At 60.2% G+C, this 25,866-nt stretch carries 26 protein-coding genes; 16 read left to right on the top strand and 10 right to left on the bottom strand.

The window, feature by feature from the left end:
* Positions 1-63: 63 nt before the first annotated feature.
* Positions 64-729 carry a glutathione S-transferase gene (locus ACYVI2_RS19065; RefSeq protein ID WP_415822597.1) on the top strand — a complete coding sequence of 222 codons (666 nt, stop codon included), beginning with the start codon at positions 64-66 and terminating at the stop codon, positions 727-729.
* Positions 730-850: 121 nt separating this feature from the next.
* Here ACYVI2_RS19065 and ACYVI2_RS19060 read toward each other — a convergent pair whose 3' ends face one another.
* Positions 851-1,759: a LysR family transcriptional regulator gene (locus tag ACYVI2_RS19060; RefSeq protein WP_415822598.1), complete on the bottom strand. Its 909-nt coding sequence runs from the start codon at positions 1,757-1,759 to the stop codon at positions 851-853.
* A 148-nt stretch (positions 1,760-1,907) separates the two neighbouring features.
* On the opposite strand from ACYVI2_RS19060, the gene trmB reads away from it, so the two are divergent.
* The 5 genes from trmB to lysM all read left to right on the top strand — a co-directional run bounded on the left by trmB (position 1,908) and on the right by lysM (position 5,369).
* A complete protein-coding gene (gene trmB, locus ACYVI2_RS19055) occupies positions 1,908-2,672 on the top strand; it encodes a tRNA (guanine(46)-N(7))-methyltransferase TrmB (RefSeq protein WP_460490335.1) in 765 nt (254 codons plus the stop codon).
* Positions 2,673-2,674: 2 nt separating this feature from the next.
* Positions 2,675-3,616, top strand: coding sequence for an alpha/beta hydrolase family protein (gene pip / locus ACYVI2_RS19050; RefSeq protein WP_460490334.1), 942 nt, complete (start codon positions 2,675-2,677; stop codon positions 3,614-3,616).
* 9 nt (positions 3,617-3,625) lie between these two features.
* Positions 3,626-3,826 carry a sulfur carrier protein ThiS gene (thiS, locus tag ACYVI2_RS19045; RefSeq protein WP_094839128.1) on the top strand — a complete coding sequence of 67 codons (201 nt, stop codon included), beginning with the start codon at positions 3,626-3,628 and terminating at the stop codon, positions 3,824-3,826.
* A 223-nt stretch (positions 3,827-4,049) separates the two neighbouring features.
* Complete coding sequence (locus tag ACYVI2_RS19040) at positions 4,050-4,766, top strand: class I SAM-dependent methyltransferase (RefSeq protein WP_415816457.1); 717 nt, start codon at positions 4,050-4,052, stop codon at positions 4,764-4,766.
* A 156-nt stretch (positions 4,767-4,922) separates the two neighbouring features.
* A complete protein-coding gene (gene lysM, locus ACYVI2_RS19035) occupies positions 4,923-5,369 on the top strand; it encodes a peptidoglycan-binding protein LysM (protein WP_415816455.1) in 447 nt (148 codons plus the stop codon).
* Between the two features lie 201 nt (positions 5,370-5,570).
* Here the strand turns inward: lysM and ffh are convergent, their stop codons facing one another.
* The gene (ffh, locus tag ACYVI2_RS19030) at positions 5,571-6,980 is read right to left on the bottom strand and encodes a signal recognition particle protein (protein ID WP_415816453.1); all 1,410 of its coding nucleotides are present in this window, start codon (positions 6,978-6,980) and stop codon (positions 5,571-5,573) included.
* A 110-nt stretch (positions 6,981-7,090) separates the two neighbouring features.
* Here ffh and ACYVI2_RS19025 point away from each other — a divergent pair, with 110 nt between their 5' ends.
* From ACYVI2_RS19025 to ACYVI2_RS19010, 4 genes are all read left to right on the top strand, one after another.
* Positions 7,091-7,933 carry a cytochrome C assembly family protein gene (locus tag ACYVI2_RS19025; RefSeq protein ID WP_415816451.1) on the top strand — a complete coding sequence of 281 codons (843 nt, stop codon included), beginning with the start codon at positions 7,091-7,093 and terminating at the stop codon, positions 7,931-7,933.
* 1 nt (position 7,934) lies between these two features.
* Positions 7,935-8,195, top strand: a complete 261-nt coding sequence (locus ACYVI2_RS19020; RefSeq protein WP_094823433.1) for a PP0621 family protein — start codon at positions 7,935-7,937, stop codon at positions 8,193-8,195.
* A 93-nt stretch (positions 8,196-8,288) separates the two neighbouring features.
* Positions 8,289-8,870, top strand: a complete 582-nt coding sequence (ampD, locus tag ACYVI2_RS19015; protein ID WP_415816449.1) for a 1,6-anhydro-N-acetylmuramyl-L-alanine amidase AmpD — start codon at positions 8,289-8,291, stop codon at positions 8,868-8,870.
* A 9-nt stretch (positions 8,871-8,879) separates the two neighbouring features.
* Complete coding sequence (locus tag ACYVI2_RS19010) at positions 8,880-9,500, top strand: glutathione S-transferase family protein (protein ID WP_415816447.1); 621 nt, start codon at positions 8,880-8,882, stop codon at positions 9,498-9,500.
* Between the two features lie 227 nt (positions 9,501-9,727).
* Here ACYVI2_RS19010 and ACYVI2_RS19005 read toward each other — a convergent pair whose 3' ends face one another.
* The 3 genes from ACYVI2_RS19005 to ACYVI2_RS18995 all read right to left on the bottom strand — a co-directional run bounded on the left by ACYVI2_RS19005 (position 9,728) and on the right by ACYVI2_RS18995 (position 11,922).
* Complete coding sequence (locus tag ACYVI2_RS19005; RefSeq protein WP_415816445.1) at positions 9,728-10,984, bottom strand: type II toxin-antitoxin system HipA family toxin; 1,257 nt, start codon at positions 10,982-10,984, stop codon at positions 9,728-9,730.
* A complete protein-coding gene (locus ACYVI2_RS19000; RefSeq protein WP_254924372.1) occupies positions 10,984-11,244 on the bottom strand; it encodes a helix-turn-helix domain-containing protein in 261 nt (86 codons plus the stop codon). Before ACYVI2_RS19000 ends, ACYVI2_RS19005 begins: the two co-directional genes overlap by 1 nt.
* 186 nt (positions 11,245-11,430) lie before the next feature.
* Complete coding sequence (locus ACYVI2_RS18995) at positions 11,431-11,922, bottom strand: MarR family winged helix-turn-helix transcriptional regulator (protein ID WP_415816443.1); 492 nt, start codon at positions 11,920-11,922, stop codon at positions 11,431-11,433.
* A gap of 272 nt (positions 11,923-12,194) precedes the next feature.
* Between ACYVI2_RS18995 and ACYVI2_RS18990 the strand changes: the two genes are divergently transcribed.
* The 3 genes from ACYVI2_RS18990 to ACYVI2_RS18980 all read left to right on the top strand — a co-directional run bounded on the left by ACYVI2_RS18990 (position 12,195) and on the right by ACYVI2_RS18980 (position 15,021).
* Positions 12,195-13,469, top strand: a complete 1,275-nt coding sequence (locus ACYVI2_RS18990; protein ID WP_415816441.1) for a flavin-dependent oxidoreductase — start codon at positions 12,195-12,197, stop codon at positions 13,467-13,469.
* Positions 13,456-13,938, top strand: a complete 483-nt coding sequence (locus ACYVI2_RS18985; protein ID WP_415816439.1) for a DUF3237 domain-containing protein — start codon at positions 13,456-13,458, stop codon at positions 13,936-13,938. Before ACYVI2_RS18990 ends, ACYVI2_RS18985 begins: the two co-directional genes overlap by 14 nt.
* Positions 13,939-14,055: 117 nt before the next feature.
* Positions 14,056-15,021 (top strand): Bug family tripartite tricarboxylate transporter substrate binding protein, encoded by a 966-nt coding sequence (locus tag ACYVI2_RS18980; protein WP_094823441.1) that lies wholly within the window; start codon positions 14,056-14,058, stop codon positions 15,019-15,021.
* 182 nt (positions 15,022-15,203) lie between these two features.
* Here the strand turns inward: ACYVI2_RS18980 and ACYVI2_RS18975 are convergent, their stop codons facing one another.
* On the bottom strand, positions 15,204-16,481 hold the full coding sequence (locus ACYVI2_RS18975; RefSeq protein ID WP_415816436.1) for an MFS transporter: 1,278 nt from the start codon (positions 16,479-16,481) through the stop codon (positions 15,204-15,206).
* 189 nt (positions 16,482-16,670) lie between these two features.
* Between ACYVI2_RS18975 and ACYVI2_RS18970 the strand changes: the two genes are divergently transcribed.
* Entirely contained in the window at positions 16,671-17,399 is a 729-nt protein-coding gene (locus tag ACYVI2_RS18970) for an ArsR/SmtB family transcription factor (protein WP_415816434.1), read from the top strand.
* Positions 17,400-17,408: 9 nt separating this feature from the next.
* Here the strand turns inward: ACYVI2_RS18970 and ACYVI2_RS18965 are convergent, their stop codons facing one another.
* From ACYVI2_RS18965 to ACYVI2_RS18955, 3 genes are read right to left on the bottom strand one after another with little or no spacing between them, the layout of a single operon-like run.
* Positions 17,409-18,371: a tripartite tricarboxylate transporter substrate binding protein gene (locus ACYVI2_RS18965; RefSeq protein WP_415816432.1), complete on the bottom strand. Its 963-nt coding sequence runs from the start codon at positions 18,369-18,371 to the stop codon at positions 17,409-17,411.
* A 37-nt stretch (positions 18,372-18,408) separates the two neighbouring features.
* Positions 18,409-19,431, bottom strand: coding sequence for an NAD-dependent epimerase/dehydratase family protein (locus tag ACYVI2_RS18960; protein WP_415816430.1), 1,023 nt, complete (start codon positions 19,429-19,431; stop codon positions 18,409-18,411).
* Between the two features lie 5 nt (positions 19,432-19,436).
* The gene (locus ACYVI2_RS18955; RefSeq protein WP_415816428.1) at positions 19,437-20,912 is read right to left on the bottom strand and encodes an aldehyde dehydrogenase; all 1,476 of its coding nucleotides are present in this window, start codon (positions 20,910-20,912) and stop codon (positions 19,437-19,439) included.
* Positions 20,913-21,004: 92 nt separating this feature from the next.
* On the opposite strand from ACYVI2_RS18955, the gene ACYVI2_RS18950 reads away from it, so the two are divergent.
* Positions 21,005-21,955 (top strand): LysR family transcriptional regulator, encoded by a 951-nt coding sequence (locus tag ACYVI2_RS18950; RefSeq protein ID WP_415816426.1) that lies wholly within the window; start codon positions 21,005-21,007, stop codon positions 21,953-21,955.
* A gap of 258 nt (positions 21,956-22,213) precedes the next feature.
* Here the strand turns inward: ACYVI2_RS18950 and htpG are convergent, their stop codons facing one another.
* Complete coding sequence (gene htpG / locus ACYVI2_RS18945; RefSeq protein ID WP_415816424.1) at positions 22,214-24,112, bottom strand: molecular chaperone HtpG; 1,899 nt, start codon at positions 24,110-24,112, stop codon at positions 22,214-22,216.
* Positions 24,113-24,455: 343 nt separating this feature from the next.
* On the opposite strand from htpG, the gene ACYVI2_RS18940 reads away from it, so the two are divergent.
* On the top strand, positions 24,456-25,853 hold the full coding sequence (locus tag ACYVI2_RS18940; protein ID WP_415816422.1) for a uracil-xanthine permease family protein: 1,398 nt from the start codon (positions 24,456-24,458) through the stop codon (positions 25,851-25,853).
* The last annotated feature ends 13 nt before the right edge of the window (positions 25,854-25,866 follow it).

Raw genomic sequence — 25,866 nt, 5'->3', positions numbered from 1 at the left:
GAAAAACTAGGGAATGTACTAACCTGAGAACTCGCACAAAGAAACCCGCCTATTACCCAGCTTATGTCCTCGCCCGCTTTACCCGTCCTCTATTCGTTCCGTCGCTGCCCCTATGCGATGCGGGCACGATTGGCATTAGCCGCCAGTGGCCAGCATTGCGAATTACGCGAAGTGGTTCTGCGCGCGAAACCCGCGGAATTGCTGGCGGCCTCGCCCAAAGCCACTGTGCCGGTGTTAGTGCTGCCGGATGGAAAAGTGATAGACCAGAGTCTGGACATCATGCGTTGGGCCTTGACACAACATGACCCCGAATATTGGCTGACGCCAGATCGAGGCTCGACAACAGAGATGGAAGCGCTGATTCAGCAATGCGATGGAGCGTTCAAGACCGATCTGGATCGTTATAAATATCCTGGCCGTTATGAGAACGCCGATGCTCTTGCGCATCGCACCGCAGGGGCGAAATACTTGATGGAATTGGACCGCCGCTTGCAGGGGCAGGATTATCTGTTTGGTGCACGCCGCAGCCTGGCCGACATGGCCATCGCGCCCTTCGTGCGCCAATTCGCGCATGTCGACCAAGCATGGTTCGAGGCGCAATCTTGGCCTGCGTTGACGCATTGGTTAGAAGCCTTTCTGGCAGACGCGCGGTTTCAGCAAGTCATGGAAAAATACGCGCCGTGGGTATCCGGCACAGAAGGCATTTGCTTTCCTCATGACAACGAGTAGTCATCAACGCATGATGCCGGCCGAGTGGGCGAATCAATAGGCCTGTTTATACACGAGGCGGTCAGTCAATACCGCGTGATCCACGCCGCCTGCAATGCCCATGGATACGAGCCCCGCGTGCCTACACATTCGCACCCGCATCACTGCGCAGATGCGCCAACAACAACCGCGCTGCCACTGTCAGCGTATCCGCATCACGTACACCCAACAGCAACCATCGGTGCGCCCACTCATCCGTCAACGGGATCAAACGTATCGACATCGACCGCGCATGCGGCTCCGCCGCGATACGCGGCAACACCCCCACGCCCCCCGTCGCCACCACCATCCGACAGATCGCATCAAAACTGCGCACCTGAATCCGCAGCCGCATCGCCTTGCCCAATCGCGCACTTTCCTCGTTCAAGCGCGAGGCTAACGACGTCGACGGCGGCAGGCTGACATACTCATAATCCAGCGTTTGCGCGAATGCGATAGACGGTGAATTCGCCAGCGGATGACGCTGCGGCGCAATCAACACCAACTCATCCGGTCGATAAGGCACCGTCAACAATCCCTGCGCCGGCGTGCGATCCGCAAACACGCCGATATCCGCACGATTTTCCAAGACCGCCGTCACGATATCGGTGCTGTTCTGCTCTTCCAGATCGATCCGCACGGCCGGGTGCTCGTCCATGAACGCCGCCAGGTCCTCTGGCAAAAACTGCGTCAGCGACGACGTATTCGCAGCAATCCGCACCTGCCCCTTCACCCCTTGGGCAAAGTCGGACAAACTGCCCGCCATCTGCTCGACCTCTTGCAGCACACGCTGCACATGCACCAGACAAGCCTGCCCCGCATCCGTCAGTTCCACCCCCGCCGTATTCCGATACAGCAACGGTGTTCCCAACGCCGCCTCCAGATCCGAAATCCGCTTGCTCGCCGCTCCCACCGCCAAATGCGACAGCCGCGCGCCCGCAGAAATACTGCCCGCCCGCGCGACAGCGGCGAACAAAGCCAGCGTAGTGAGATCAAACCGAGCAACATTCATAGGCGAAATGCTACCCCAATAGCTATCGTCGCCCGTGCGCCGGGCTGGCCCAGCGAAACCCCTCCGACCCTATTGCCCATGAACGACCTCCAGAAGAACCACTCCCCCCCCGGGGAAATTCCCCCCGGGCCCTACTACAATCCCCCCTATGAACACGAACACCCCCGACTCTCCCGATTCCGCCCCCCTGTCGGAAGCCACCCGCGCCGCCCTAGAACCGGCCACGCAAGCCCCGAACAGCCCAGGCGCGACCCATATCCGCAGTTTCGTCCACCGCCGTGGCCACATCACCCAAGGCCAACGCGATGCGCTGGAGCATCTGCTGGAGAAATGGTCCATCCCCTACTCTCCCCAGCGCCTGGATCTGGCGGCCCCGTTTGGCCGCCAAGCCCCCACCGTGCTGGAAATCGGCTTCGGCATGGGCGAAACCACCCAGAAAATCGCTCAGGCCCGCCCTGACGACAATTTCCTGGGAGTTGAAGTCTTCAACGCCGGCGTAGGTTCATTGCTACGCCGCATCGAAGAATCCGACCTGCAGAACCTGCGCATCATTCAGCACGACGCCGTAGAAGTCGTGCGCGACATGATCCCCCCCGACAGCCTGGCCGGCGTCCACGTCTATTTCCCCGACCCGTGGCCCAAAAAACGCCATCACAAACGCCGCCTGCTGCAACCCCCGTTCGTCTCGCTGTTGGCCAGCCGCATCGCCCCAGGCGGATACCTGCACTGTGCCACCGATTGGCAAGACTACGCCGTACAAATGCTGGAAGTCCTGAGCGCCGAGCCGCTGCTGCGCAACACCGTTGCCGACTACGCTCCGCGCCCTGACTACCGCCCACAAACCAAATTCGAAACCCGCGGCCTGCGTCTGGGCCATGGCGTTTGGGACCTGATCTTCCAGAGGACCGCTTAACTATGTTGTACCCCGCTATCGAGCCCTATCGCCACGGCATGCTGGACACTGGCGACGGGCACCTAGTCTATTGGGAACTCTGTGGCAATCCGCAGGGCAAACCGGCCGTGTTTCTGCATGGCGGCCCAGGTAGCGGGAGCGCTCCCGTGCACCGTCAACTGTTTGATCCACAGCGCTACAACGTGCTGTTGTTCGATCAACGCGGCTGCGGCCGCTCGACGCCGCACGCGAGCCTGGACAACAACACAACGTGGGATCTGGTCTCGGACATCGAACGCCTGCGCACGGAAGTCATGGGCGCAGACCGCTGGCTGGTATTCGGCGGATCCTGGGGCTCGACGCTGGCGCTGGCCTACGCACAGACGCACCCCAGCCATGTCAGCGAACTCATCGTGCGCGGTATCTTCAGCCTGCGCCGTTCGGAGCTGCAGTGGTTCTACCAGGAGGGGGCATCGTGGTTGTTCCCCGACCACTGGGAAGCCTATCTCGAACCCATTCCGCCAGAGGAACGGGACGACATGATCGGCGCCTATCACAAGCGGCTGACTGGCCCGGACCCCGTCGCGCAGCTGCGCGCCGCCAAGGCCTGGAGCAAATGGGAAGACAGCACCATTACCCTCATGCCCAGCCCTCGCCACCAGCAAAGCCACGCCGCAGATCGCGCCGCATTGGCCTTTGCCCGCATTGAAAATCACTACTTTGTGAACAACGGCTTCATGGAAGAAGGCCAGCTCATTCGCGACGCGCACAAACTGCACAACATCCCTGGCACCATCGTGCAAGGGCGCTACGATATCTGCACCCCCGCACGCACCGCGTGGGACCTGCACCGTGCATGGCCCCAGGCGCAGTTTCACCTGGTACCGGATGCCGGCCATGCCTTTGACGAGCCCGGCACATTAGCCAAGCTCATCGAAGCCACCGACGCCTACGCTGCACAATAAGGAGCCATCATGCACATCACGCTCAACGGTGCCGCACGCGAATTCCCGCTGGACACCACGGTTATCGAACTGCTCCAGACCCTGGGCTACGCAGGCAAACGCGTGGCGGTAGAACGCAATGGCGAAATCGTCCCCAAGAGCCAGCACGAAGCCACCATCCTAAAGGACGGCGACCAAGTCGAAATCGTCGTGGCCGTCGGCGGAGGCTGAATCGCAGGCCGCACTGACCCAGGGCAGACAGGCGTGACCAAGCGTGTCACCGTCGGCGATATTCGACACAGAATGTGAAAATTATCAACGGTGCGATACCCAGACGTAGTTAGCTCTTGCACAAGACCAACCACGTAGTACGCTGGCGCCTGTGTTTGATGTTGGCTCGCAAGAAGCATATTTATTGCGTTGCGGCAAGCCAACTCTGCTCACAGGAGTCCATATGCTGCTCAAGTTCCTGACCGGAGACGAATCCGGTCTGCCCGTAGGTTCGCGGCTGTTTCGTATCGCAGGGGTTGCAGGCCGCGCCACCGGGCATGTTGCGAGTCGCATTAGCCGCCATTCCTGGGTGGCTGAGCGCATACGTTTTCTGCGTGCCTGGCGCGCCAATCCCAAAGGCATTGGCGCTATCTGGCCTTCCAGTGCCCGCTTGGCCGCCGCCATGACGCGCGATATCACGCCGAGTTCGGGGCCGTGCCTGGAGTTGGGCGCAGGGACCGGGTCCTTTACCCGTGCCCTGGTGGCGCGCGGTCTGACATCGGCACAGCTCACCTTGGTGGAAATGGACCCGCAGTTCGCCAAGCAACTGCGGCATGATTTCCCCGATGCCTATGTTTATCAAGGGGATGCCGCCAAATTGGTCGGCGTGCCATTGTTTGCCGACAGCCTGGCCGGCGTCGCCGTCTGTGGGTTGCCCTTATTGAATATGCCGGTGAAACAGCAGATTGGCATTTTGCGCAGCACGTTTGCACAACTGCGCCCCGGCGGTTCAATGGTCCTATTTACATATGGACCACGTTGCCCCGTCCGACAACGCGTGCTCGATCGCCTCGGCCTGCGGGCACGGCGCGTCGAGACAGTCATCGCCAATATGCCACCCGCGCATGTGTGGAAATTGACCCGCCGGACAGCGGCTGGCGCCTTGCACGCCCCCACATAGTAATGTTTAGTTACCGATTATCGGCGGGAGAAGAGCACAGCCTTCACGGAATCGGCCCATAATGAGTTCCCAGCAGATGTCGTCAGCGGGTTAAATAACGCCATCTTCTGCCAACACGCACTTAACGTTTCTTAACAGTCTAAAAGAGGAAACACTATGGGTCTGCTCAGCTTTATTAAAGATGTCGGCGAAAAACTGTTTGGCGCCAGCGAAGCCAAGGCGGCATCGGTAGATGAACTGAAGAAGGAACTGGACAAGCACGGTCTGAGTGCCGATGGCCTGAACATTCAAGTCGATGGCGATAAAGTCACCGTGACCGGCGAAGCGGCTTCGACCGAAGAAGCCGAGAAAATCACGCTGGCGCTGGGCAACACCGTGGGCGTGGCCCAGGTGGATAACCAACTGACCGCCAAACAAGCTGCACCCGAGGCCCAGATGTACACCGTCAAAAAAGGCGACAACCTCTGGAAAATCGCCGAAGCTCACTACGGTGCCGGCCAGGGCGCCAAGCACACCGTGATTTTCGAAGCCAACAAGCCCATGCTGACGCATCCGGACAAGATCTATCCGGGCCAAGTACTGCGCATCCCGCCGCTGAACTGAACCGCACAAACCGGCAAGCCCCCGCAGCGTTTGCCGGTTTGCACCAACGCGGACAATCCCCGTTCGCGTTGGTTGACTCGGCCAGACTCATGTCTGGCCGTTTTTTTGTCGCCGGGCCGCCCCAAGACAAAAACACCCCCTCGGGGGGCAGCAAGCCGAAGGCGCAGCGTGGGGGTATTTTTTGCCGCCGGCGGCTTTGCTTTATCGCATTCCGCCAAAGCGCCCCAGGCCTTTCATGCCGCCCATGGCGCGCATCATCTTGGCCATGCCGCCTTTCTTCATTTGCTTCATCATGCCCTGCATCTGCTCGAACTGGGACAGCAAACGGTTGACCTCTTGCACCGGGACACCGGAACCCGCGGCAATACGGCGTTTACGTGATGCCTTGATCAATTCGGGCTTGGCGCGTTCGGCAGCCGTCATCGAGTTCAGGATGCCTTCGGTACGACGCAGTTGCTTTTCAGCCTGGCCGCCCTGCAACTGACCCGCGGCCTGCTGGAACTGCGAAGGCAGCTTTTCCAGCAACGAACCCATATCGCCCAGCTTTTTCACCTGGCCCAATTGCTCACGGAAATCGTTCAGATCGAACTTGTTGCCCGATTTGAGTTTCGTCGCCAGCTTTTGCGCCTCGGCGATATCGATGTTCTTTTGTGCCTGTTCGACCAGCGACACGATGTCGCCCATGCCCAGCACACGCTGCGCCATACGGTCGGGGTAGAAAGGCTCCAGCCCATCCAATTTTTCCGAGACACCGACGAATTTCAGAGGCTTGCCGGTCACGTGGCGCACGGACAGAGCGGCGCCGCCGCGTGCGTCACCATCCAGCTTGGTCAGCACCACACCCGTCAGGGGCAGCGCCTCGGCAAAGGCCTTGGCCGTATTGACCGCATCCTGCCCCTGCATAGCATCGACCACGAACAGGGTTTCGACAGGTTTGACCAGATCGTATAGTGCGCGGATCTCGCGCATCATGGCCTCGTCGATACCCAGACGGCCTGCCGTATCCAGAATCAGCACATCGTAGTGATGGCGACGGGCGTGATCGACGGCATTACGGGCGATGTCTTCGGGTTTCTGGCTAGGATCCGAGGGCAGAAAATCGATACCTGCCTGGGCCGCGACGGCCTTCAGCTGATCGATAGCGGCCGGGCGATAAACGTCGGCGCTGACCGTCAGGACCTTTTTCTTGCCGGTATTGCGGCCGTTTTGGGTGTGATTGCCCTCGGCCAGCCAGCGGCCGAGCTTGCCGGTGGTGGTGGTTTTACCCGCCCCCTGCAGGCCAGCCATCAGGATGATGGCGGGGGGCTGCACGGCCAGCGACAGATCGCCGGCGCCGGCGCCCAGATCGCCGCCCATCAGAGCCGTCAGCTCCTTGCTGACCACGCCCACCAGGGCTTGGCCAGGGCTCAGGCTGCCGACGACATCTTCGCCCAGGGCTTTTTCTTTAACGCGTGCGACAAAATCGCGCACGACAGGCAAGGCCACGTCAGCCTCGAGCAGGGCCATGCGCACTTCGCGCAGCATTTCCTGCGTGTTGGCCTCGGTCAGGCGGGCTTCGCCGCGCAGCGTCTTGACGACGCGCGACAAACGTTGAGTCAGGTTATCGAGCATGAGAGGCGTTTCCGCTTACACTAGTTGATTGAACGGTGGCCCGGGCAGCAGGGGGTTTTATCCCTGCCAGCGACTAGCGCCTGAGAGGCCCCATCCAGACAACGGTTTTTATGTCATTAGGCATTGTATTTCACGCAGCGGCCGCCCTGGCCTACGCCGTGCTCGGTGGGGCCCTCTGGTGGCGCCTGAAAGGTGCAGGCAGCGTCGAAAAAGCGGGCAAAGTCGCCCGCGCGAGCCTGCTGGGCGCCCTGGTTCTGCACGGCATCGGCCTGTATCAGGCCATGCTGGGCGGCTCACCCCTGTTCATAGGGTGGGCGCTCGCCCTGTCCGCCGCGGTCTGGCTGGGCATGGTGGTGTTCTGGCTGGAAAGCCTGCTGGTCCACATTGACGGGCTGCAGCTACTGCTATTGCCAGCCGCCACGGTGATCTGCGCCCTCGCGGCGCTGTTTCCCCAGGGGCAGCTCGTCCCCCATGCCGAAAACAGTTCGCTACGCGTGCATCTACTCATCGCCCTGGCCGCCTATGCCCTGATCACGGTGGCGGCCCTGCATGCCCTGCTGATGGCCCTGCTCGACCGCCACCTGCACCGCCCGCTCGAAGCCCCCGCAGCACGCAGCCTCATCGGCCGCGTCCTCGATGCCCAGGCACCGCTACTGGTCCAGGAGCGGCTGTTATTTCGTGTCATCTGGATCGGCTTCGCCGTCCTGACCGCCGCCGTCATCACCGGTTCCATCGCCTCGATGGAACTGACAGGCAAGGTCCTGCCCTTTGACCACAAAACGGTTTTCACACTCCTGTCATGGTTGACCTTTGGAGTATTACTGCTGGGCCGCCACATTCGCGGCTGGCGCGGCCGCGTCGCGTTGCGCTGGACACTGACCGGATTCGCCTTTCTAATCCTGGCCTACACCGGCAGCCGGTTTGTACTGGAAGTCATTCTTCATCGGAGTTGAAGTGGGCAAGTTGTTAATCTGGGTCGTCATCATCCTGGCGGTCATGGTGGTGATGCGTATCGTGTCGGCCCGCAATAGCGCCAAACGCAGCGCCGCCGCCAAAGCGCCCCCGAGCGCGCCCGCCCGCCAGCCCGGCAGCGGCCCCGTCGAATCCATGGTGCGCTGTGCGCACTGTGGTGTGCATTTGCCGCGCTCAGAGGCGCTGCTGATCGCAGGCAAGACCTGGTGCAGCAACGAGCACGCGCGATTGGGCGAGCGTTAACCTGATCACACATGCCGTAACGTGGCATCCAGTTGATGCATCAAGCAAGGCAGGCATAATGAGGCTTACAGTTACCATTAACGAGCCGCATCTATGTCTTTACAGCTTGATCGACACGGGTGGCTGAGGCCTGCTCCTGCGGTGCGCCTGCTACCCTCACCCAACCATGACGCGCGCCCTGCCGGGTCCACGGTTTCCTTACTGGTCATCCACAACATCAGCCTGCCGCCGAACCAATTTGGTGGGCCTCATGTCGCCGGTTTGTTCCTGAACCGCCTGGACTATGCCGCCCATCCCTGGCTCGAGCGGCTACGCGGCCTGCGAGTATCGGCGCATTTCTTCATCAGACGTGACGGCCAGATCGTACAATTCGTATCGACCGACAAGCGGGCCTGGCACGCAGGCGTCTCGCGCTTTGAAAACCGCGAGCGCTGCAATGATTTTTCTCTAGGCATCGAACTCGAGGGCACCGACATTCTGCCCTACACTGACGCCCAGTACACCAGCCTGGCCAAACTGACCCGTCTGTTGCGCGCCCGCTATCCGCTGCGCGCGGCGTGGGGCCACGAACACATCGCTCCGGGGCGCAAGACCGACCCCGGGCCGGCATTCAATTGGTCACGCTTTGGTCGTACGGCTGGCTTTGCGCGGCGCCAACTTGCGCCGCAAACCTAAGGAATCATCATGCTAAAAATCTGGGGACGTTCAAGCTCGGTCAACGTACAAAAAGTCCTGTGGACCGTGCGCGAACTCGCGCTGCCGCACACCGCTGAACAAGTCGGCGGCAAATTTGGTGGCCTGGACACGCCCGAATACGGCGCCATGAACCCCAACCGCAAAGTCCCCGTCATCGACGACGGCGGCCTGATCCTGTGGGAATCCAACGCCATCGTCCGCTACCTGGCGGCACGCTACAGCGAAGGCACCCTCTGGCCCACCGACGTCGCCGTGCGCGCCCAAGCCGATCGCTGGATGGACTGGACCGCGACTGAATGGCAACCCGCCATGGGCCCCGCATTCCTAGGCCTGATCCGCACCCCGGAAGACAAACGCGACCACGCTGTCATCGAGGCATCCACGCGCAAGACAAATGATCTGGGCCTGATCCTGGAAAACGCCCTGCAGCAAAAGGAATACATCATCGGCAGCCATCTCACCATGGCCGACATCGTCCTAGGCTGCGTCGCTCACCGCTGGCTGGCAATGCCCATCGAGCGCCCCGCGACACCCGCCTTGAACGTCTGGTACCGCCGCCTGATGATGCGCCCGGCGACCCAAGGCGTGCTGACGCTGCCGCTGTCGTAACCCGACAACCCTTCAGCACTGCCTCGGCATGCCACTACTGCGAGTCCCTGTCGGTCGCCTGCAAGCCGCACCGGGCCGTTGAGCGGCGATTTAGCCTCGCGCAGCGAGGCCGAGGCCCCTGCTAACGGGCCGAGTCGCCGCGATAGGCTCGGTGCGGCTTGCAGGCGACCGACAGGGACGGCCAAAATAGAAACACCCGCTGCGCATACGACAACTAACGCCCCCCGTTACTCCCACCGAGCCACATGCTTACGCGTATTCCCCCGAATCCACTGCTCCAGTCGCTCCAGCAACGTATGCTCAGTCCCCGCCCGAGTCTGCCCTCGCAGTTCTGCGACTACCTTCTCTAGCGCCGCAGGCAATTCATCTGCCAACTCCCGCCCCGCGCGCAACACATAACGACCAGAAACACCCAGATCCCGCCCCAGCGCCTGCAACTGGCTCACCCCAATCTTGCCCGGCAGCATCTCACCGCCAATCCGAAAGGCAAACTGTCGCGACAATCCCGGATAAATAGCCGTACACATCAAATCGTAGAATGGCGTCAGCCTCCATGCATCTCTCGCGTCTTGTATCACCGAAAGATTCTTGGCATGACTATCGTTATTACCCACGAATAAATTAAAGAGTACCCAGCGCACAAAACGCTGCACATCCTGTGCCGTCACCCCCATACGCCGCATGATCTCCCGACATTGCGCCAGAGTCGGTCCACCATCGGCCTCATACTTGACCTCCGATGGCGTTCCCGCCAATTGGCACAAATCCAACTGATGTAATCGGGCCAATCCTCCTGCGCCATCAGGCCTGCGATCATATCGGCGCACCAGACAAGCGCGCGTATCGGGCTGATATTCGACCTCGGCAGCCCCGAGCTGCAACGCAGCAGCCAGTTTCATCACCATCGTTTCATTCAATGCCGATGACCAGACACCATCAAGCCCCCGAATATCGGGCTTGAGAATGTGCGTGGACGGCGCCGTGCCTTCTGGAATCGCGGGTGAGCCGTCCGGCAACACCATCAACAGCAGTTTGTCTTGTGCCCCCGCCAAAGAGACGCGCGTACCCTCCGCATTCTCCGCGACTAACGCCGGAACAACTGCCTGTTGCATCCGCTGCGCGATCTCCGCCCAACTCGTCGGCCGATAACTGGGGGGTGCGGGTTTTTCGCCCTGAGGCAAAATCGTCACACCGCTTGCAGTATCACCGCCCACACTGCGCAAGAGTCCGAATACCGTACTGGCATGGCGGCTGACAGATAACAAACGCCGGAGGTTGCCCTCTGGCAACAAGTTCTCGAAATACGCGAACACATGATCGCCCACCAGATCCTGTTCGCCTAAGGGCAAATCCGGTGCGATCGGGCGAGCTTCAGACCAAGCCAACCAAGCAGGGTCATAGCGGAACCTCAACGGCTGGTCGTCAAAAAGACGCCCAACACATCGTCCGGCGGCATAGACGTCTAACGCATCGACCGTCGCCATCAAAAGTCTCCGCGTTTGCGCTGGATCACCACCTCCAACCCGAGCAGATCCAACATGTCGAGCACCTTCTGTAACTGCAGTGTGGGTTTGCCCCGCTCCAGATCAACGACAAACCGGTTACCAGTCCCCGCGAGTCCGGCCAAGTCGACCTGCAATAACGCTTGTTCCGCCCGCACGGCTTTGACGAGTTTGCCTAGCTCGGCAGAAGTACGGACTTTGGTCGGCGCGTACACATCGATGGGCATAGAGTCGGTTGTCATGATTACACTTGCTAATTCCCGATCGGTAATTCTAGAGAGTTTGATAGATGATTGGCGATAAAAAATTACCGCTCAGGAACTTTTATTCAAAAAAAGCGACGTTTTCATCAAAAATTTCCCGATCGGTAATTTTAAAACGTACGACGCGCAAAATTCCCATGATTATTCCCGACCGGGAATATTGATTTACCCAACCCGCCCCAACAACGCAATCAACTGCTTGCGTTCCACATCACTCAACTGCGCACTGATACGTTGATCGTGGGCCTGTACCGCCCGAGTGATACTTGTATGCGCGCGTCGCCCGGCTGGCGTCAGCGTCAAGGCGTAGGCTCGTTTGTCTGCTACGGCGTCGCGACGCGTGACGTAGCCCATCGCCTGCAGCTGATCGACTAATTGCACGGCTCCCGACCGGGCAATACCGAGAATCCGCGCCAGATCGGTGAGCTTCAATTCGGCATTCGATGCAATCAGCGTCAAAGCCGAGAATCGCTGTGGCGTAATGTCCCAGGGCTCCAGCGCCGCCAGAAAATCCTCGTAAATCAGGATCTGCGCTCGCCGGATCGCATAGCCCACCAGCGAATCCAGCGCACCATATTCGATGCCCGCGACATGTGGATCAAAATGTTCGCCACGGGCCGATGGCCGACGCGGTCGCGATGCAGAGGCTGAGGGCATAGCACGCCATGAGTGAAATAAAAAAGGAACTACACACTACCGCAGACGGGAGTCTAGCGCTACATGCCGCCCGACAAGCGCGTGAACCGCCCACGGATGACAAGACCTGATACTTCGATGAATCCAGGCTCCCGCGGCCCGTCCTCGGCCTCCAGGCCCACCCCATTACGGGTTAGTCCCAGTGCCGACTCTCACGCCCAATTTGTTATGGTACATAACAATATAAAATTCGTGCGTGAGCGACGAAGGTAAGTCGGAGAGAGAGAGACTTTATGAATATCGTGATTGCCGGCGGCGGCATAGGTGGACTGACGCTGGCCCTGATGCTGCATCAGCGAGGCATCAACTGCCGCGTCTATGAAAGCACGCAAGAACTGCGCCCATTAGGCGTGGGCATCAACCTGCTGCCGCATGCGGTGAACGAACTGGAACCGCTGGGTCTGCTGGACACGCTCGCCGAACACGCCATCCCCACATCCGCCCTGCACTACTACAACAAGTTCGGCCAAGCCATTTGGCAGGAACCGCGTGGCCTGAAAGCAGGCTATCCGCAGCCTCAATTCTCGATACATCGTGGCGAATTCCAGATGTTGCTAGCCGAGGCAGTACGCGCGCGCCTGGGTCACGATGCCATCGTCACAGGAATGGTGTTGGAGTCGGCCGAGAATGACGGCACCACAGCGCGCGCGCATTTTCGCAGCCGCGCCGACGGCTCGTTGCATACCGCAGTGGGTGATGCCGTAATCGGCGCCGATGGCATTCACTCGGCCCTACGCAAACAGTTTTATTCCACCGGCGACGAACCGCGTTTCTCCGGTCGCATGCTGTGGCGCGCAGTCACCGAGGCGGCGCCGTATCTGGATGGCCGCACAATGTTCATGGCGGGCCATCAGGATCAGAAATTCGTCTGCTATCCGATCTCGGCGCCCTTGTATCGGGAGGGCCGTTCACTCATCAACTGGATCGCCGAACTGGCCATTCCAGACGCGACGCTGCCCGCCACCGATTGGAATCGCCGCGTCGACAAATCCGTCTTTGCCGATCGATTTTCCGACTGGCGCTGGGACTGGATCGATATTCCCTCGATCATCGACGGCGCACAGGCCATCTATGAATTCCCGCTGGTGGACCGCGATCCCCTGCCACGCTGGACAAAGGGCCGTCTCACCTTGTTAGGCGATGCCGCGCATCCCATGTACCCCATCGGCTCGAACGGTTCAGCCCAAGCCATTCTGGATGCCCGCTGCCTGGCCGATTGCATCAGCCAAGCCCAGCAAGGCAAAGTACGCGCGTTAGAAACCGCTCTGCTCGAATACGAAGCCGATCGCCTGCCGCGCACGGCCGGTATCGTATTGCGCAATCGCCTGAACGGCCCAGAGCAAGTCATGCAAATGGCCGAAGAGCGCGCCCCGCAAGGCTTTGCCAACATTGCCGACGTCATCCCCGAACACGAACTGCAAGCCGTATCGCTGCGCTACAAGCAGCTGGCGGGATTTGACCCCGCCGCACTGCGTCGCCATACCGGAGAAAAAAATGAGCACCGTTAATCCAACCGAGCCCACGCCTCCGAAACTCGAACACCTCGCCACGCTGCACGTACAAGTCGGCCCGCCGCAAGAGGTCGGCGACACGCCACAAGGCCGCCGCCGCGTCATTCCGATTCTGGGCGGCACTGTCACAGGCCCCAAGCTCAACGGCACCATCCTGCCCGGCGGTGCGGATTTTCAGTCGATCCGTTCGGCCACGTATACCGACATTCACGCACGCTACGTCATCGAAACGACCGACGGTCATCGCGTGTATGTCGAGAACACAGGCATCCGCACCGGCAGCGCCGAGGACATCGCGAAACTGGCCCGCGGCGAAAAAGTCGATCCGTCGCGCATCTACTTTCGCAGCTATCCACGATTCGAAACGGCCGCACCCGAACTGAGCTGGTTGCACGAACAGATTTTCATCGGCACCGGCGCGCGCTTTCCTGATCATGTTGAGTTGTGCTTTTACCGGGTTTGCTGAGAAAGCTTGGACGGCTCTACCAGCCGCACCCATCGCCGCGCTCAACACCCCGTTCCATCAATACTTACGCCACCAGCAACGTACTGGCAGCTCACATCACCGACACGGAGACATCCCATGCCATCCCCCTTGCGCCGACTGCTCGTCACAGCCATGCTGTGCTTGCCCGCCATCGCCCTCGCACAGTATCCCAACGCGCCCATTCGTCTGAACGTCGGCTTCCCGCCCGGCACAGGACCTGACATCGTTGCACGCACGCTCTCGCAACAACTCGGCGAGCGCCTGAAACAAAGCGTCGTCGTAGAAAACCGCGCGGGCGCGGGTGGCCAGATCGCCGCACAAACCGTCGCGCGCAGCCCCGCTGATGGCTACACCCTGCTGTTAGGCGAAGTCGGTTCCATCAGCATTTCACCCGCCACGTACAACAACCTGAACTACGACCCGGCCAAAGACTTTGCGCCCATATCCGAAGTTGTACGCGCCGATTTCGTCCTGGTCGTGCCGGCGACCTCGCCCTATCAAACGTTGGCCGACTTCATCAAAGCCGGCAAAGCCTCGAAAGACCGCGTGAACTTCGGCACATTCGGCGCGGGCACACCGGGCCATTTTGGCGCTGAACTATTCGCACGCGAAGTCGGCATGCAAATCGAACCCGTCCATTACCGATCCACCGGCGACGCCGTGTCCGGATTAGTATCCGGCAGCGTACAGGCCGAATTTGTCACCACGGCCTTGGCCGCGCCGCAGGTAAAAGGCGGCAAAATGCGTGCCCTGGCTATCACTGGTGCCAAGCCGTCCAGCGCATTGCCTGGCGTGCCGACCTTTGCCCAGGCCGGATACGGCAAAGTCGATTTCGGTGCGTGGTTCGCTCTGTTTGCCCCAGCAGGCACACCCGCAGACATTCTGGATCGTCTGCAAACAGAAAGCGCCGCTGCGCTACGCACCCCCGAGGCCGCAAAAACGTTAGGAGATGCAGGCTTTATCGTGGTGGGATCCACGCGCCAAGATCTGCAACGCCTGCTAGACAGCGAAGCCAAACGCTGGTCCGCCGTCGTCAAGGCGACAGGATTCAAGGCTAATTGATATCTAGGCGGACGCAAAGCGTGGGAGTCAGCTTTGCGTCCAGCAACGGGCTTCGCGAAACTGCCGCATTGTCATTTGGCACCGCTCGAGCATGCCGATACCACATTTTCCTGTCGTCTCGCATCCTGCCTGCCGCCGCCATTTACCCGCAGCCCATTGCCAATCGCATCTCCATCCGCGCACTAATCCAGCACCCGACGCCGGCCTAGCAAAAATACGACGGCAGCAATCAGCTGAATCACCATCGCCGTCGCAAACAACGCACTTGCATGATGGACCATGCCCGCCGACACATCGACCGTAGGCCCCTGCAACACACCAAAAATAGCCGGCGCAAACGCATAAGCCCCCTGGCTGATCGCCACAATCAGCGCCACCACACGCGATACATCCTGCGATGCAAAGTCCGTTTGCGCGATCAACGGGGGCAACGACGTAGCATTACCGATCCCCGCCCCCAACAACACCACACCTAGCACCAGAGGCCAGACAGTGCCTGCAGGCGCACACAACAACACCGCCGAACCCAGCGCCTGCATGCAGTAACTAGCCGCCGCGATCGTGCGTCGATCTCCCACATATCCCATCGCCCGAGCCGCCACCATACGGCCGATAATGGCGCACGCCGTGCCGCCCCCCATCAACCAACCTGCCGGTTGCGCACCGAGCGTCGGCACCAATAGCTTGAACAGATGCGCCAGCAAACCAATCTGCGCAAACAAGCCGATCGCCATCCCTAACGACAACGTGACAAAGGCGCGATCCCGCCATAGCGCCTTGCCCGATAGCACGCCACGCGCTGATGACGGGGTCTTGTTCACCGTCTCGTGCGCGACCGCCTGGCCATCCAGCGATTGCCCCAGGGTTTGCGGCGTCTTGGAAAAAACCACGACACTCAACGCCGCGATGACAGTGATCATCACCACGCCAACCAACGCCGCTGCCGCAGGAAAGCCCAGGCCTTGTATCAGCGCCACCCACAAGGGCGCAAAAATCGCCCCGCCGATACTCGCGCCGTTATACGCCTTGGCCAGCGCAGAGGGCCGGCCCACGGCGTACCAACGCGCAATCACCGCATTGACTGCCACCGCCCCCATCATCACCCAGCCCGAGCCGCTAACCAGGGCCGCCACCAACAATTGCCACGGTTGCGCAGCCATCGCCCAGCCAAACACGCCCAGCGCCGTACACACCGCCCCCAAAGCAATACTCGGCGCCAATCCCAACCGAGCGTGCACCCGCGGCAAATTCGCCACCACCAATGCACCGAACAAAAAATGCACCGTCACTGCCGTCGACACCCATTGCAACGACCATCCCGTGCGCGCGATCACCTCGGCCAGATAAATCGAAGGCCCGTAAAAACCCACGCCCCAGCCGAACATGGCCAGCACAAACGCCGCCCTGACCACCCAGGGCCCGAAAAAGCGATACTGCGGCAAGGCAAATTCGTTAACCATCACGCAAACGCTCCAAAGAGTCAGAGCCCACACTGTGCCGTGTGTCGACGCGCCTATGCTACGGCCCAGACCGTAGTATCGTCAGCAGAAAAATTGCTAAGCTGACTGAAACCCGCAGATGAGGTTTATCACGGGATTCATCACGAGACGTATACCGGACCTATCACCAGATTCATCACAGGAGCCGTCATGGTCAGCACCGCCTCACTCGCCGAAACCGCCGCCCTCATCGGCGACCTGGCGCGCGCGAACATGCTCGCCGCCCTGATGGACGGCCGCGCCCTGACCGCCTCCGAGCTCGCCCATATCGCAGGCATCTCGCCTCAAACCGCCAGCGGGCATTTAGCGAAGCTCACCGATGCAGGGCTATTAACCCGGGAAAAACAAGGCCGCCATCATTATCACCGCCTCGCTACCCCATCGGTCGCCCGCATGTTGGAACAGATCATGTCGGTATCCATTGAGCGCGAACAAGGCGCCGCGGTGCGAGGCCCCCGCGTCATCACCGGCCCGCGCGACAAGGCTCTGCGTTACGCCCGCACCTGCTACGACCATCTGGCCGGCGAAATTGCCGTCGCGATCACCGACGGCATGATCGAAGCGGGGCATATCGAATTGACGGCAGAAGCCGGAGCGCTCACCCCCAAAGGCATCAATACCCTCCAATCCATAGGCATGGACATCGACGCGTTAACTGTCAGCGCCATGCGCGGCAAATCCCATCGCGTATTCTGCCGCGCCTGTCTGGACTGGAGCGAACGCCGCCACCACCTGGCCGGCACACTTGGGGCGGCGTTGCTGACCCACTATATCGAGCAGGATTGGGTACGACGGCTGGACGGCACGCGTGCGGTAGCCGTCACCCCTCGCGGGCAGGCGGCCTTCGAAAAGACATTCAAACTACCGCAAAGACAATAAACCTCGCGCTCATTCCACCCACGGCGTCTTGGCCCAGATCTCACGCAAACGCGCATCATCGCCCTTTAGCCGCTCTTGCCACTGCGGTCCATCCAGATAATCCATCTCCGTGAACTGTTGCTTCATCTGCGCCTGAAACTCCGGATTCGCGGCCACTTTCTTCAATGCTTCACGCAGTTTCTCCGACACCTCGGGGGGCAGACCCTTTGGAGCCACGATACCGCGTTCAGAGGCAAACACGAGGTCTACCCCCAACTCCTTGAACGTGGGCACATCCTTCCCCAGCGGCGACCGCTTTTCACTCGCTTGCGCCAGCACACGCATATTCTTGCCGTGATACGGCATGACTTCACCGAGGTTGAGTCCCCCGATCACCGTATGCCCGCCCAACACCGCACTGCGCAACGGGCCAGCACCGTTATAGGGAACGTGGTTCAACTTTGTGCCAGTCAAACTCTGGAACAACACCAACGCCAGATGATCGTCGGTGCCCACCCCGGTAGATCCGTAGCTGATCGTCCCGGGTTTCGCCTTGGCGTCGGCGATCAGGGATTCCAATGTCTGATAAGGGCTGGTGCTCGCCACACTGAATGCGCTCGGATCACGAACCAGGTTCGCCAAATACGTGAAATCCGCCGTCGTAAAACCTGCATCGCGCTCAATAGGCAATGACACCAAGCCCGGCATGTTCGTCATGGCAAGCGTGTATCCATCAGGCTTGGCACGTGCGACATATGACAGCGCAATCGCGCTGGATGCCCCGGGCTTGTTCTGCACTACAACCGTGGTCCCCAATTCCTTTTCCAGATACACAGCAAGCGCACGCGCCGTGAGATCCGTGCCACCACCGGGCGCAAATCCCACCACCAACTCAATAGGCCGATCCGGCCAAGCCCAAGCCGGCATCGCGGCACACAGCACCGCCGCGGAAAATACGGCACGCACGAACGTCTTGCATGAACGGAACATCATTTGTCTCCTGATTATGAATAAGAATTAGGGCACAACGCTAGCGAGACTCCTGCGCCTCACGCCAAGCCAGCAACCTGGCGACACCCTCGGCCATACCGACCTTGGGCTGCCAGCCGATATGCTGGCCTGCCAGATCGTGCGGAATATGAAACGCACCGCCCGAAGTCAGACGCACCGTGCCGGGGGGATCCGGTTTGATTTCAGGTTGCAGATCGCTCTTGCAATAGTCCAGCACCAGACGCACCAACTCACCCGTCGTAATAGGCTCGGGCCCCGACACATTCACCGCCACATCCGTCGCCGGGCTCTGAAATGCAGCGACGTTGGCACGCGCAACATCGGAGACATGCACAAAATGCTTGGTATCAGTACCATCACCCGGCAGCACGGGACGCTCGCCTTTGCGCACGCGATCATAGGTCTCCATGATGTAGAGAGAATTCGCGGCGCGATAGTGTTGCCGTTCACCATAGACCGTGGAATAACGAAGCACCACGTAATCCAGACCAGCCTTTTGATAGTACTGACGGCATAGCTGTTCGCCCATGATCTTGGACGCGCCATACAGAATCGCCGCGGGAGGCGCCCCCACCGAATGGAACGGTCCCGTTTCCTCCAACGCGCCGACAATGCCTGTGCCATAGCCATAAACGGCATTGGACGATGCAAAGACGATCTTTTTCACCTTGTTGGCGCGGCACGCTTCCAACATGTTTTGCGCGCCACGCACGTTCACGTCCACCGCCTGCCAAGGCGTCTGCGCAAATCCCAGCGTCATATAGGCCGCCAGATGCAGCACCCCATCAACGCCCTCAGTGGCAGCCAACAAATCCGGCAGGCGCATCAAATCGCCACGCACCAGTTTCACACGAGGATTGTCTTGCAGATGCGCGATAGCCTCCGGCGTGCCAAACGCGAAGTTATCCAGCAGAATGACTTCCTTTACTCCGGCCTCCAACAACGCATCCGCAGTGTGCGAGCCCACCAAGCTGGCCGCACCAGCAATCAAAATACGCGAATCCGCCAACGACAACGCGGCGTTCTTTTTTTCAGTACTCATTTTCTTTACAGTCCCATAGGTTTTTCGTGCATGCCCCAGTACAAGCTCTTGATCTGGCTATACAGGCGCAGACCATGCAGGCCTTTCTCGCGTCCGATGCCGCTGTCTTTGAACCCACCAAACGGCGTTGCGATATGCGATTGCTTGTATGTATTGATCCAGACCGAGCCCGCCTCGATCTCGCGCGCCACGCGCCATGCGCGAGCGTAGTCACCGGTCCACATGCCGGCGCCCAGTCCAAAGGGCGTGTCATTAGCCTGCTGAATCACATCGCCCTCATCCTCGAACGGCAACGCAACCAGTACCGGGCCAAAGATTTCCTCTTGGCACACACGAGCCTTGTTACCCAGCCCATCGATCACGGTAGGCAGATAAAACCAGCCATTCGCAAGCTCGGCACGATCCGGCACAGATCCACCGACCAATACGCGGCCGCCTTCTGCGCGCCCGATATCCACATAGCCTGCGACCTTGTCCCGATGCGCACGCGATACCAACGGCCCCATCTGCGTAGCCGGATCGTCGGGCAGACCCACGCGCAACTGCTGTGTGCGAGCCACCAGCGTTTCCATGAACTGCTTGTAGATAGACTTCTGCACAAACAGGCGTGAGCCCGCCACACAACTCTGCCCCGCAGAGCCAAAAATCCCCGAGATCACGCCCGCGACAGCACGATCCAGATCGGCATCGTCAAACACAATATGCGGAGACTTTCCGCCGAGCTCGAGCCCGACAGGGATCAACCGCTGACCGGCAATCGCGCCAATCGCGCGCCCTGTCTCGGTCCCCCCTGTGAACGACACCATGCGTACACCAGGATGCTTGACCAGCGCCGCGCCCACATCCTCGCCATGTCCCGGCAACACCGTCACCAGACCTTCCGGCAATCCGGCCTCGTCGCAGATGCGGGCCAATTCCAGCGCCAGTTGCGGCGTTTCCTCAGAGGGCTTGACCAGTACCGCATTACCCGCCGCCAACGCAGGCGCAACCTTTTGCGCCTCATTCATGATCGGAGAATTCCACGGCGTAATCGCCGCGACCACGCCAAATGGCTCGGCCAGTGCCATGGAAAAATATTCCCCACGTGGCGAGGTCATCTCGTTCTGCCATGTCTCGCACACAGCGGCGTAATAACGAAAATGCCCGGCCGCACTGTCGACCATATTCAGGCATTCTTTCCAGGGCTTGCCGCTATCCTGCATTTGCAGACGTGCGAGCGGCTCTCGCTCTGCCGACAGACGCCGGCCGATCTCATACAAGGTGGCCGCGCGCTGATCCGGGCGCAGCTTGCGCCAGGGCTTATGCAAAAAAGCGTCCCGCGCAATCTCGACAGCCGTGTCTACGTCTCGCGGCAATGCGCGTGTCACGATGCCGGCAATACTGCCGTCGGCGGGATTGATGGAGGTGATGACGGCGTCGCCGTCCTGGCTACGGCGCCAATTGGCGCCCAGCCGAAAAGGCTTGTGGCTTGATGCGTCCATAACGTCTTTGAATCCGAGAGTTCTTCGGTGACGTCATCATGAGCCGATCAATTATTAGACACAAATAGATATTTTTACCCTATTATTAGCTCATGGCTATAAATATCAAATACCGCCCTCTCAAAGCCTTTTTGCTGGCCATACACACCGGCTCGTTCACCCATGCGGCCAATCAACTGGGCGTCACGCAGCCGTCGTTCACCGCACTGATCCAGGACCTGGAAGAAGTCCTCGGCCTGCGCCTGTTCGAGCGCACCACGCGCGCCATCAGCCTGACCTCGGCCGGTGAAGATTTCTATTCACGCATTCAACGCCCCATTGCCGACCTGGAGGAGGCCTACCGCAGCCTGGCAGACCTCGCTGCCGTACGACGGGGCAACGTTGCATTGGGCGCCCTGCCCTCGACCGCATTGACCTTGCTGCCTACCGCCGTGGGGACCTTGCGTCAGGTGCACCCAGCGTTAAAGGTGAGAGTCGTCGAGGCCCACAACGACGAATTGCTCGCCATGCTGCGCACCAACCAGATCGAGTTTGCGGTCGCTGCGCAGTCAGAGCCCGCCCCCGATTTGACCTTCACTCCATTGGCGGAGGACTGCTTTTGTGCTGTGTTCCCTGCCGGTCATCCCTTGGGCCATGCGACTCGCATGCTGCACTGGCGCGATCTGCTGCAATATGACCTGATCCTGCTGTCCCAGGGATCCAACGCGCGTCAACAATTCGACCGGGCCGTGCGAGAGGAAGTCGGCGCCGCCATCACTGCACTGCGTTATGACGTCACCAACATGGGCACAGCAGCGGGCATGGTGCGCCAGGGATTAGGCGTCAGTGTGTTGCCACGCATGGCATTGCCGGAATTGAATCTGACGGGGCTATGCTGCGTGCCCCTAGGAGACGCATCAGCACGGCGCTATATCGGTGTGCTTCATCGGCGCGATCGATCACTGTCTCCTGCTGCGCAGGCGCTCATCGCGCAACTCGAGGCTGCGCTCAACAGCATTTCACAACAGCTGTTGCCGTTGCCGGCACTTCCCGACTCGGACTGAAGTCCATCGATAGGTCGCGACAATATCCCGTGGACATCTTGCGTTATTTCTGAGATAGCGTTCCCACAAGATGGCCCTACTAAAAAATACGCGGCGTCGTTGGCTCGACTGTTCACTCGCGGCTAGCGTGCCGTTCAGATTCGCCCCATGCCTGGGACGAGCCGACAACAAAACACCCCTATGCGATTGAATTCACATCCAACCACATAGGGGTGACCTTGCTAACGCGCCTCTGCTTCAAAAACAGAGGCCGCCCACTTACTTCAACAACAACGCATTCAACCGCTTCACAAACGCCGCCGGATCCGCGATCTGCGCGCCTTCAGCCAACAACGCCTGATCCAACAACAGACGAGCCCATTGTTCGAACTCGCTATCGTCAGCATCACGCACACGCGTGATCAAGGCGTGTTCGGGATTGATCTCCAGCACCGGCTTCACATCCGGCGCCTCTTGGCCCGCGGCCTTTAGCATGCGCAGCAAATGCGGGCTGAGCTCGTTCTGCCCCACCACCACGCACGCCGGCGAGTCCACCAGACGCAGCGTCACGCGCACCTCTTTTACCTGATCCGCCAGCGTCTCTTTCAAACGCTCGACCAAAGGCTTGAAGTTTTCCTCGACCTCGGCCTGGTGCTTTTTCTCGTCCTCGTCCGCCAACTCGGCCAGATCCAGACCGCCTTTGGCCACCGACACCAACGACTTACCATCAAACTCGCGCAGATACGACAACATCCACTCGTCAACGCGATCCGACAACAACAGCACCTCGATGCCCTTCTTGCGGAAAATCTCCAGATGCGGGCTGTTGCTAGCCGCTGCAAAGGTATCAGCCGTGACGTAGTAGATCTTGTCCTGGCCTTCCTTCATGCGCGACACGTAATCGGCAAACGACACGTTCTGGATCGCATCGCCCGTGTGCGTCGAGGCGAAACGCAGCAGCTTTGCAATACGCTCGATATTGCCCGCGTCCTCGCCCGTGCCTTCCTTCAACACCTGGCCGAATTCCGTCCAGAACGTCGCGTAGTCTTCGGCCTTGTTCTCGGCCATATCTTCGAGCAAGGACAGAATGCGTTTCGCCGAGCCCTCACGGATCGCACGCACATCACGGCTTTCCTGCAAGATCTCGCGCGACACGTTCAACGGCAGATCCGCCGAGTCAATCACCCCACGCACAAAACGCAGGTACGACGGCAGCAGTTGCTCTGCATCGTCCATGATGAATACGCGCTTGACGTAGAGCTTCACACCGCGACGACCATCACGATCCCACAGATCGAACGGCGCGTGCTTTGGCACATACAACAGCTGCGTGTATTCGCTGCGCCCCTCGACGCGATTGTGCGTCCAGGCCAGCGGGTCGTCATAGTCATGCGAGACCGTCTTGTAGAACTCGCGATACTGTTCGTCGGTGACATCGCCCTTGCTGCGCGTCCACAGCGCATTGGCCTGGTTCACCGTTTCCAGTTCTTCGGTCTTTACCTGTGCGCTCTTTTCCGAATCCCAGTCTTCCTTGAACATGCGGATCGGCAGCGAGATATGGTCGGAATAGCGGCGCAGGATCTCGCGCAGTTTCCAGCCATTGAGCAGCTCGTCTTCGTCCTCGCGCAGATGCAGCGTCACGTCCGTGCCGCGCGTGGATTTTTCCGCTGCGGCGATGTTGAACTCGCCCTGGCCGTCGGATTCCCAACGGATAGCGTCGGTGCTGCCCGCACGACGGCTGACCACCGTGACCTTGTCCGCCACGATGAACGACGAATAAAAGCCCACGCCAAACTGACCAATCAGTTGCGCGTCTTTCTGCTTGTCACCGGTCAATTGCGAGAAAAACTCACGCGTACCCGAGCGTGCGATCGTACCCAGATTGGCGATCGCCTCGTCGCGCGACAGGCCGATCCCGTTATCCGAGATCGTGATCGTGCGCGCGTCCTTGTCGTAGTCCACCCGGATCGCCAGCTCACTATCACCATCCAGCAGCCCCGGCTGGTCAATCGCCTCGAAACGCAGCTTGTCGCAGGCATCCGACGCGTTAGAAACCAGCTCGCGCAGGAAAATTTCCTTGTTGCTGTAGAGCGAGTGGATCATCAGGTGCAGCAGTTGCTTTACCTCGGCCTGGAACCCCAGGGTTTCAGAATTGGAAGACGTGGCGGTTTGGCTCATAGTTTTAAAGGTCAGAAAAACGAGAGGAAAATTGGACAGCCCTGCGAATCTGATCGGATGCCCAAAAACCGGGAAATCCGCGCAATTCGCCAGGACGAAACCTGAGAAACCCCACCCATATGGGGGTGATGGCCAGGGTTTCAAGACCGCCGTCAGGCGGGGCCTGGGCGAGACCGACCTCTAAATCAGCCCTTTTTTGAGCCTTTTTGTGGTTTTTCCGGCATCTTTCCCACGCAAAACTGCCCTGCGAGCCCTAAAAACAGGCATTCCCTCGGACATACCGCCCCCTGCCTCGCTAAAATCCTGCCCATTCCCATTTTCCCCAGCCGGCCGGCGCCCGCTCATGCAACCTGCCTCTCTCACCCAAACCGCCCCTCACAGCGCTGCGGACGACGACGTCCCTGCGCACGACCTGGTCTACGGTCCCGACGACCGTCCCGCGCCGCCAGTCGCCTTTGTCGCCGCCCTGCAGCACCTGCTGGCCATCCTGGTGCCCATCGTCACCCCTGGCCTGCTGATCTGCCAGGCCCTGGGCGTCAGCGTCCGCGACACCACCCTGATCGTCTCCATGTCGCTGGTCGTCTCCGGCATCGCCACCTATATCCAGTGCCGCCGATTCGGCCCGCTGGGCGCGGGCCTGCTCATCGTGCAGGGCACGAGTTTCAACTTCGTCGTGCCCCTGATCACCGCCGGCTCGGCCATGGTCAAATCCGGCACCCCGGTCGAAACGGTGCTCGCCACCATGTTCGGCGTCGTCATCGCGGGATCCTTTGTCGAGATCTTCATCAGCCGCATCCTGCCGTTCGTCAAACGGCTGATCACCCCGCTCGTCACCGGCATCGTCGTCCTGTTGATCGGCCTGACCCTCATCAAAGTCGGCCTCATCAGCATGGGCGGTGGCTACAACGCCATGAAGGACGGCACATTCGCCAGCGCGGAAAACCTGACCCTGTCCGGCCTGGTCCTGGGCACCATCATCCTGCTGAACCGCCTGCCCATCGTCTGGATCCGCAGCACGGCGCTGGTCATCGCGCTGATCGTCGGCTACGTCGCCGCCGCCTACATGGGACGGCTGGATTTCACCGGCGCGCGCGAGGCTGCGCTGTTCCAGATCCCGGTGCCGCTGCATTTTGGATTGGGATTCTCGTGGTCGCTGTTTGTGCCCATGTTGATCATCTATCTGGTCACTTCGCTCGAGGCGATCGGCGACGTCACCGCCACCAGCAAGGTTTCCAAGCAGCCTGTCGAAGGTCCCCTGTGGATGCAGCGAATCAAGGGCGGCGTGCTGGTCAACGGCGTGAATTCGCTGCTGGCGGGCGTGTTCAACACCTTTCCCAGCTCGGTGTTTGCGCAGAATAACGGCGTGATTCAACTGACGGGGATCGCCAGCCGACACGTAGGGATCTGGATTGCCGGCATGCTGATCGTGCTGGGGCTGTTTCCTGCCGTGGCTGGGGCGCTGCAAGCCGTGCCTGAGCCGGTGTTGGGTGGTGCTGCCATGGTGATGTTCGGCGCCGTCGCGGCGGCGGGGATCAATATCCTGGCGAGTATTCAGCTGGACCGCCGGGCGTTGTTGATCATCTCTGTGTCCCTGGCTCTGGGGCTGGGGGTATCGCAGGTGCCGGAGATCCTGTCGCATCTGCCGCATGCGCTCAGCAGTGTGCTGGAGTCTGGGGTAGCTACGGGCGGGATCTGCGCGTTGGTGATGAATTGGTTCTTGCCTGAGAGAAAGCGGGCGTAACCGCGAACGGAGG

The sequence above is a fragment of the Bordetella tumbae genome, assembly GCF_054780995.1.
Note: the sequence above shows the minus strand (reverse complement) of the source record. Positions and strands in the feature narration are given on the sequence as shown.

Bases quoted from the DNA above. Each gene is read 5' to 3' on its own strand.
- ACYVI2_RS19010 (WP_415816447.1), top strand. From the start codon at position 8,880: ATGCTAAAAATCTGGGGACGTTCAAGCTCGGTCAACGTACAAAAAGTC.
- ACYVI2_RS18995 (WP_415816443.1), bottom strand. From the start codon at position 11,922: ATGCCCTCAGCCTCTGCATCGCGACCGCGTCGGCCATCGGCCCGTGGC.
- ffh (WP_415816453.1), bottom strand. From the start codon at position 6,980: ATGCTCGATAACCTGACTCAACGTTTGTCGCGCGTCGTCAAGACGCTG.
- ACYVI2_RS19025 (WP_415816451.1), top strand. From the start codon at position 7,091: ATGTCATTAGGCATTGTATTTCACGCAGCGGCCGCCCTGGCCTACGCC.
- trmB (WP_460490335.1), top strand. From the start codon at position 1,908: ATGAACACGAACACCCCCGACTCTCCCGATTCCGCCCCCCTGTCGGAA.
- thiS (WP_094839128.1), top strand. From the start codon at position 3,626: ATGCACATCACGCTCAACGGTGCCGCACGCGAATTCCCGCTGGACACC.
- ACYVI2_RS18970 (WP_415816434.1), top strand. From the start codon at position 16,671: ATGGTCAGCACCGCCTCACTCGCCGAAACCGCCGCCCTCATCGGCGAC.
- ACYVI2_RS18960 (WP_415816430.1), bottom strand. From the start codon at position 19,431: ATGAGTACTGAAAAAAAGAACGCCGCGTTGTCGTTGGCGGATTCGCGT.
- pip (WP_460490334.1), top strand. From the start codon at position 2,675: ATGTTGTACCCCGCTATCGAGCCCTATCGCCACGGCATGCTGGACACT.
- ACYVI2_RS19060 (WP_415822598.1), bottom strand. From the start codon at position 1,759: ATGAATGTTGCTCGGTTTGATCTCACTACGCTGGCTTTGTTCGCCGCT.
- ampD (WP_415816449.1), top strand. From the start codon at position 8,289: ATGTCTTTACAGCTTGATCGACACGGGTGGCTGAGGCCTGCTCCTGCG.
- ACYVI2_RS19000 (WP_254924372.1), bottom strand. From the start codon at position 11,244: ATGACAACCGACTCTATGCCCATCGATGTGTACGCGCCGACCAAAGTC.
- ACYVI2_RS18985 (WP_415816439.1), top strand. From the start codon at position 13,456: ATGAGCACCGTTAATCCAACCGAGCCCACGCCTCCGAAACTCGAACAC.
- ACYVI2_RS19065 (WP_415822597.1), top strand. From the start codon at position 64: ATGTCCTCGCCCGCTTTACCCGTCCTCTATTCGTTCCGTCGCTGCCCC.
- ACYVI2_RS19040 (WP_415816457.1), top strand. From the start codon at position 4,050: ATGCTGCTCAAGTTCCTGACCGGAGACGAATCCGGTCTGCCCGTAGGT.
- ACYVI2_RS19005 (WP_415816445.1), bottom strand. From the start codon at position 10,984: ATGGCGACGGTCGATGCGTTAGACGTCTATGCCGCCGGACGATGTGTT.
- ACYVI2_RS18975 (WP_415816436.1), bottom strand. From the start codon at position 16,481: ATGGTTAACGAATTTGCCTTGCCGCAGTATCGCTTTTTCGGGCCCTGG.
- ACYVI2_RS18990 (WP_415816441.1), top strand. From the start codon at position 12,195: ATGAATATCGTGATTGCCGGCGGCGGCATAGGTGGACTGACGCTGGCC.
- lysM (WP_415816455.1), top strand. From the start codon at position 4,923: ATGGGTCTGCTCAGCTTTATTAAAGATGTCGGCGAAAAACTGTTTGGC.
- htpG (WP_415816424.1), bottom strand. From the start codon at position 24,112: ATGAGCCAAACCGCCACGTCTTCCAATTCTGAAACCCTGGGGTTCCAG.
- ACYVI2_RS18950 (WP_415816426.1), top strand. From the start codon at position 21,005: ATGGCTATAAATATCAAATACCGCCCTCTCAAAGCCTTTTTGCTGGCC.
- ACYVI2_RS18940 (WP_415816422.1), top strand. From the start codon at position 24,456: ATGCAACCTGCCTCTCTCACCCAAACCGCCCCTCACAGCGCTGCGGAC.
- ACYVI2_RS18980 (WP_094823441.1), top strand. From the start codon at position 14,056: ATGCCATCCCCCTTGCGCCGACTGCTCGTCACAGCCATGCTGTGCTTG.
- ACYVI2_RS18965 (WP_415816432.1), bottom strand. From the start codon at position 18,371: ATGATGTTCCGTTCATGCAAGACGTTCGTGCGTGCCGTATTTTCCGCG.
- ACYVI2_RS18955 (WP_415816428.1), bottom strand. From the start codon at position 20,912: ATGGACGCATCAAGCCACAAGCCTTTTCGGCTGGGCGCCAATTGGCGC.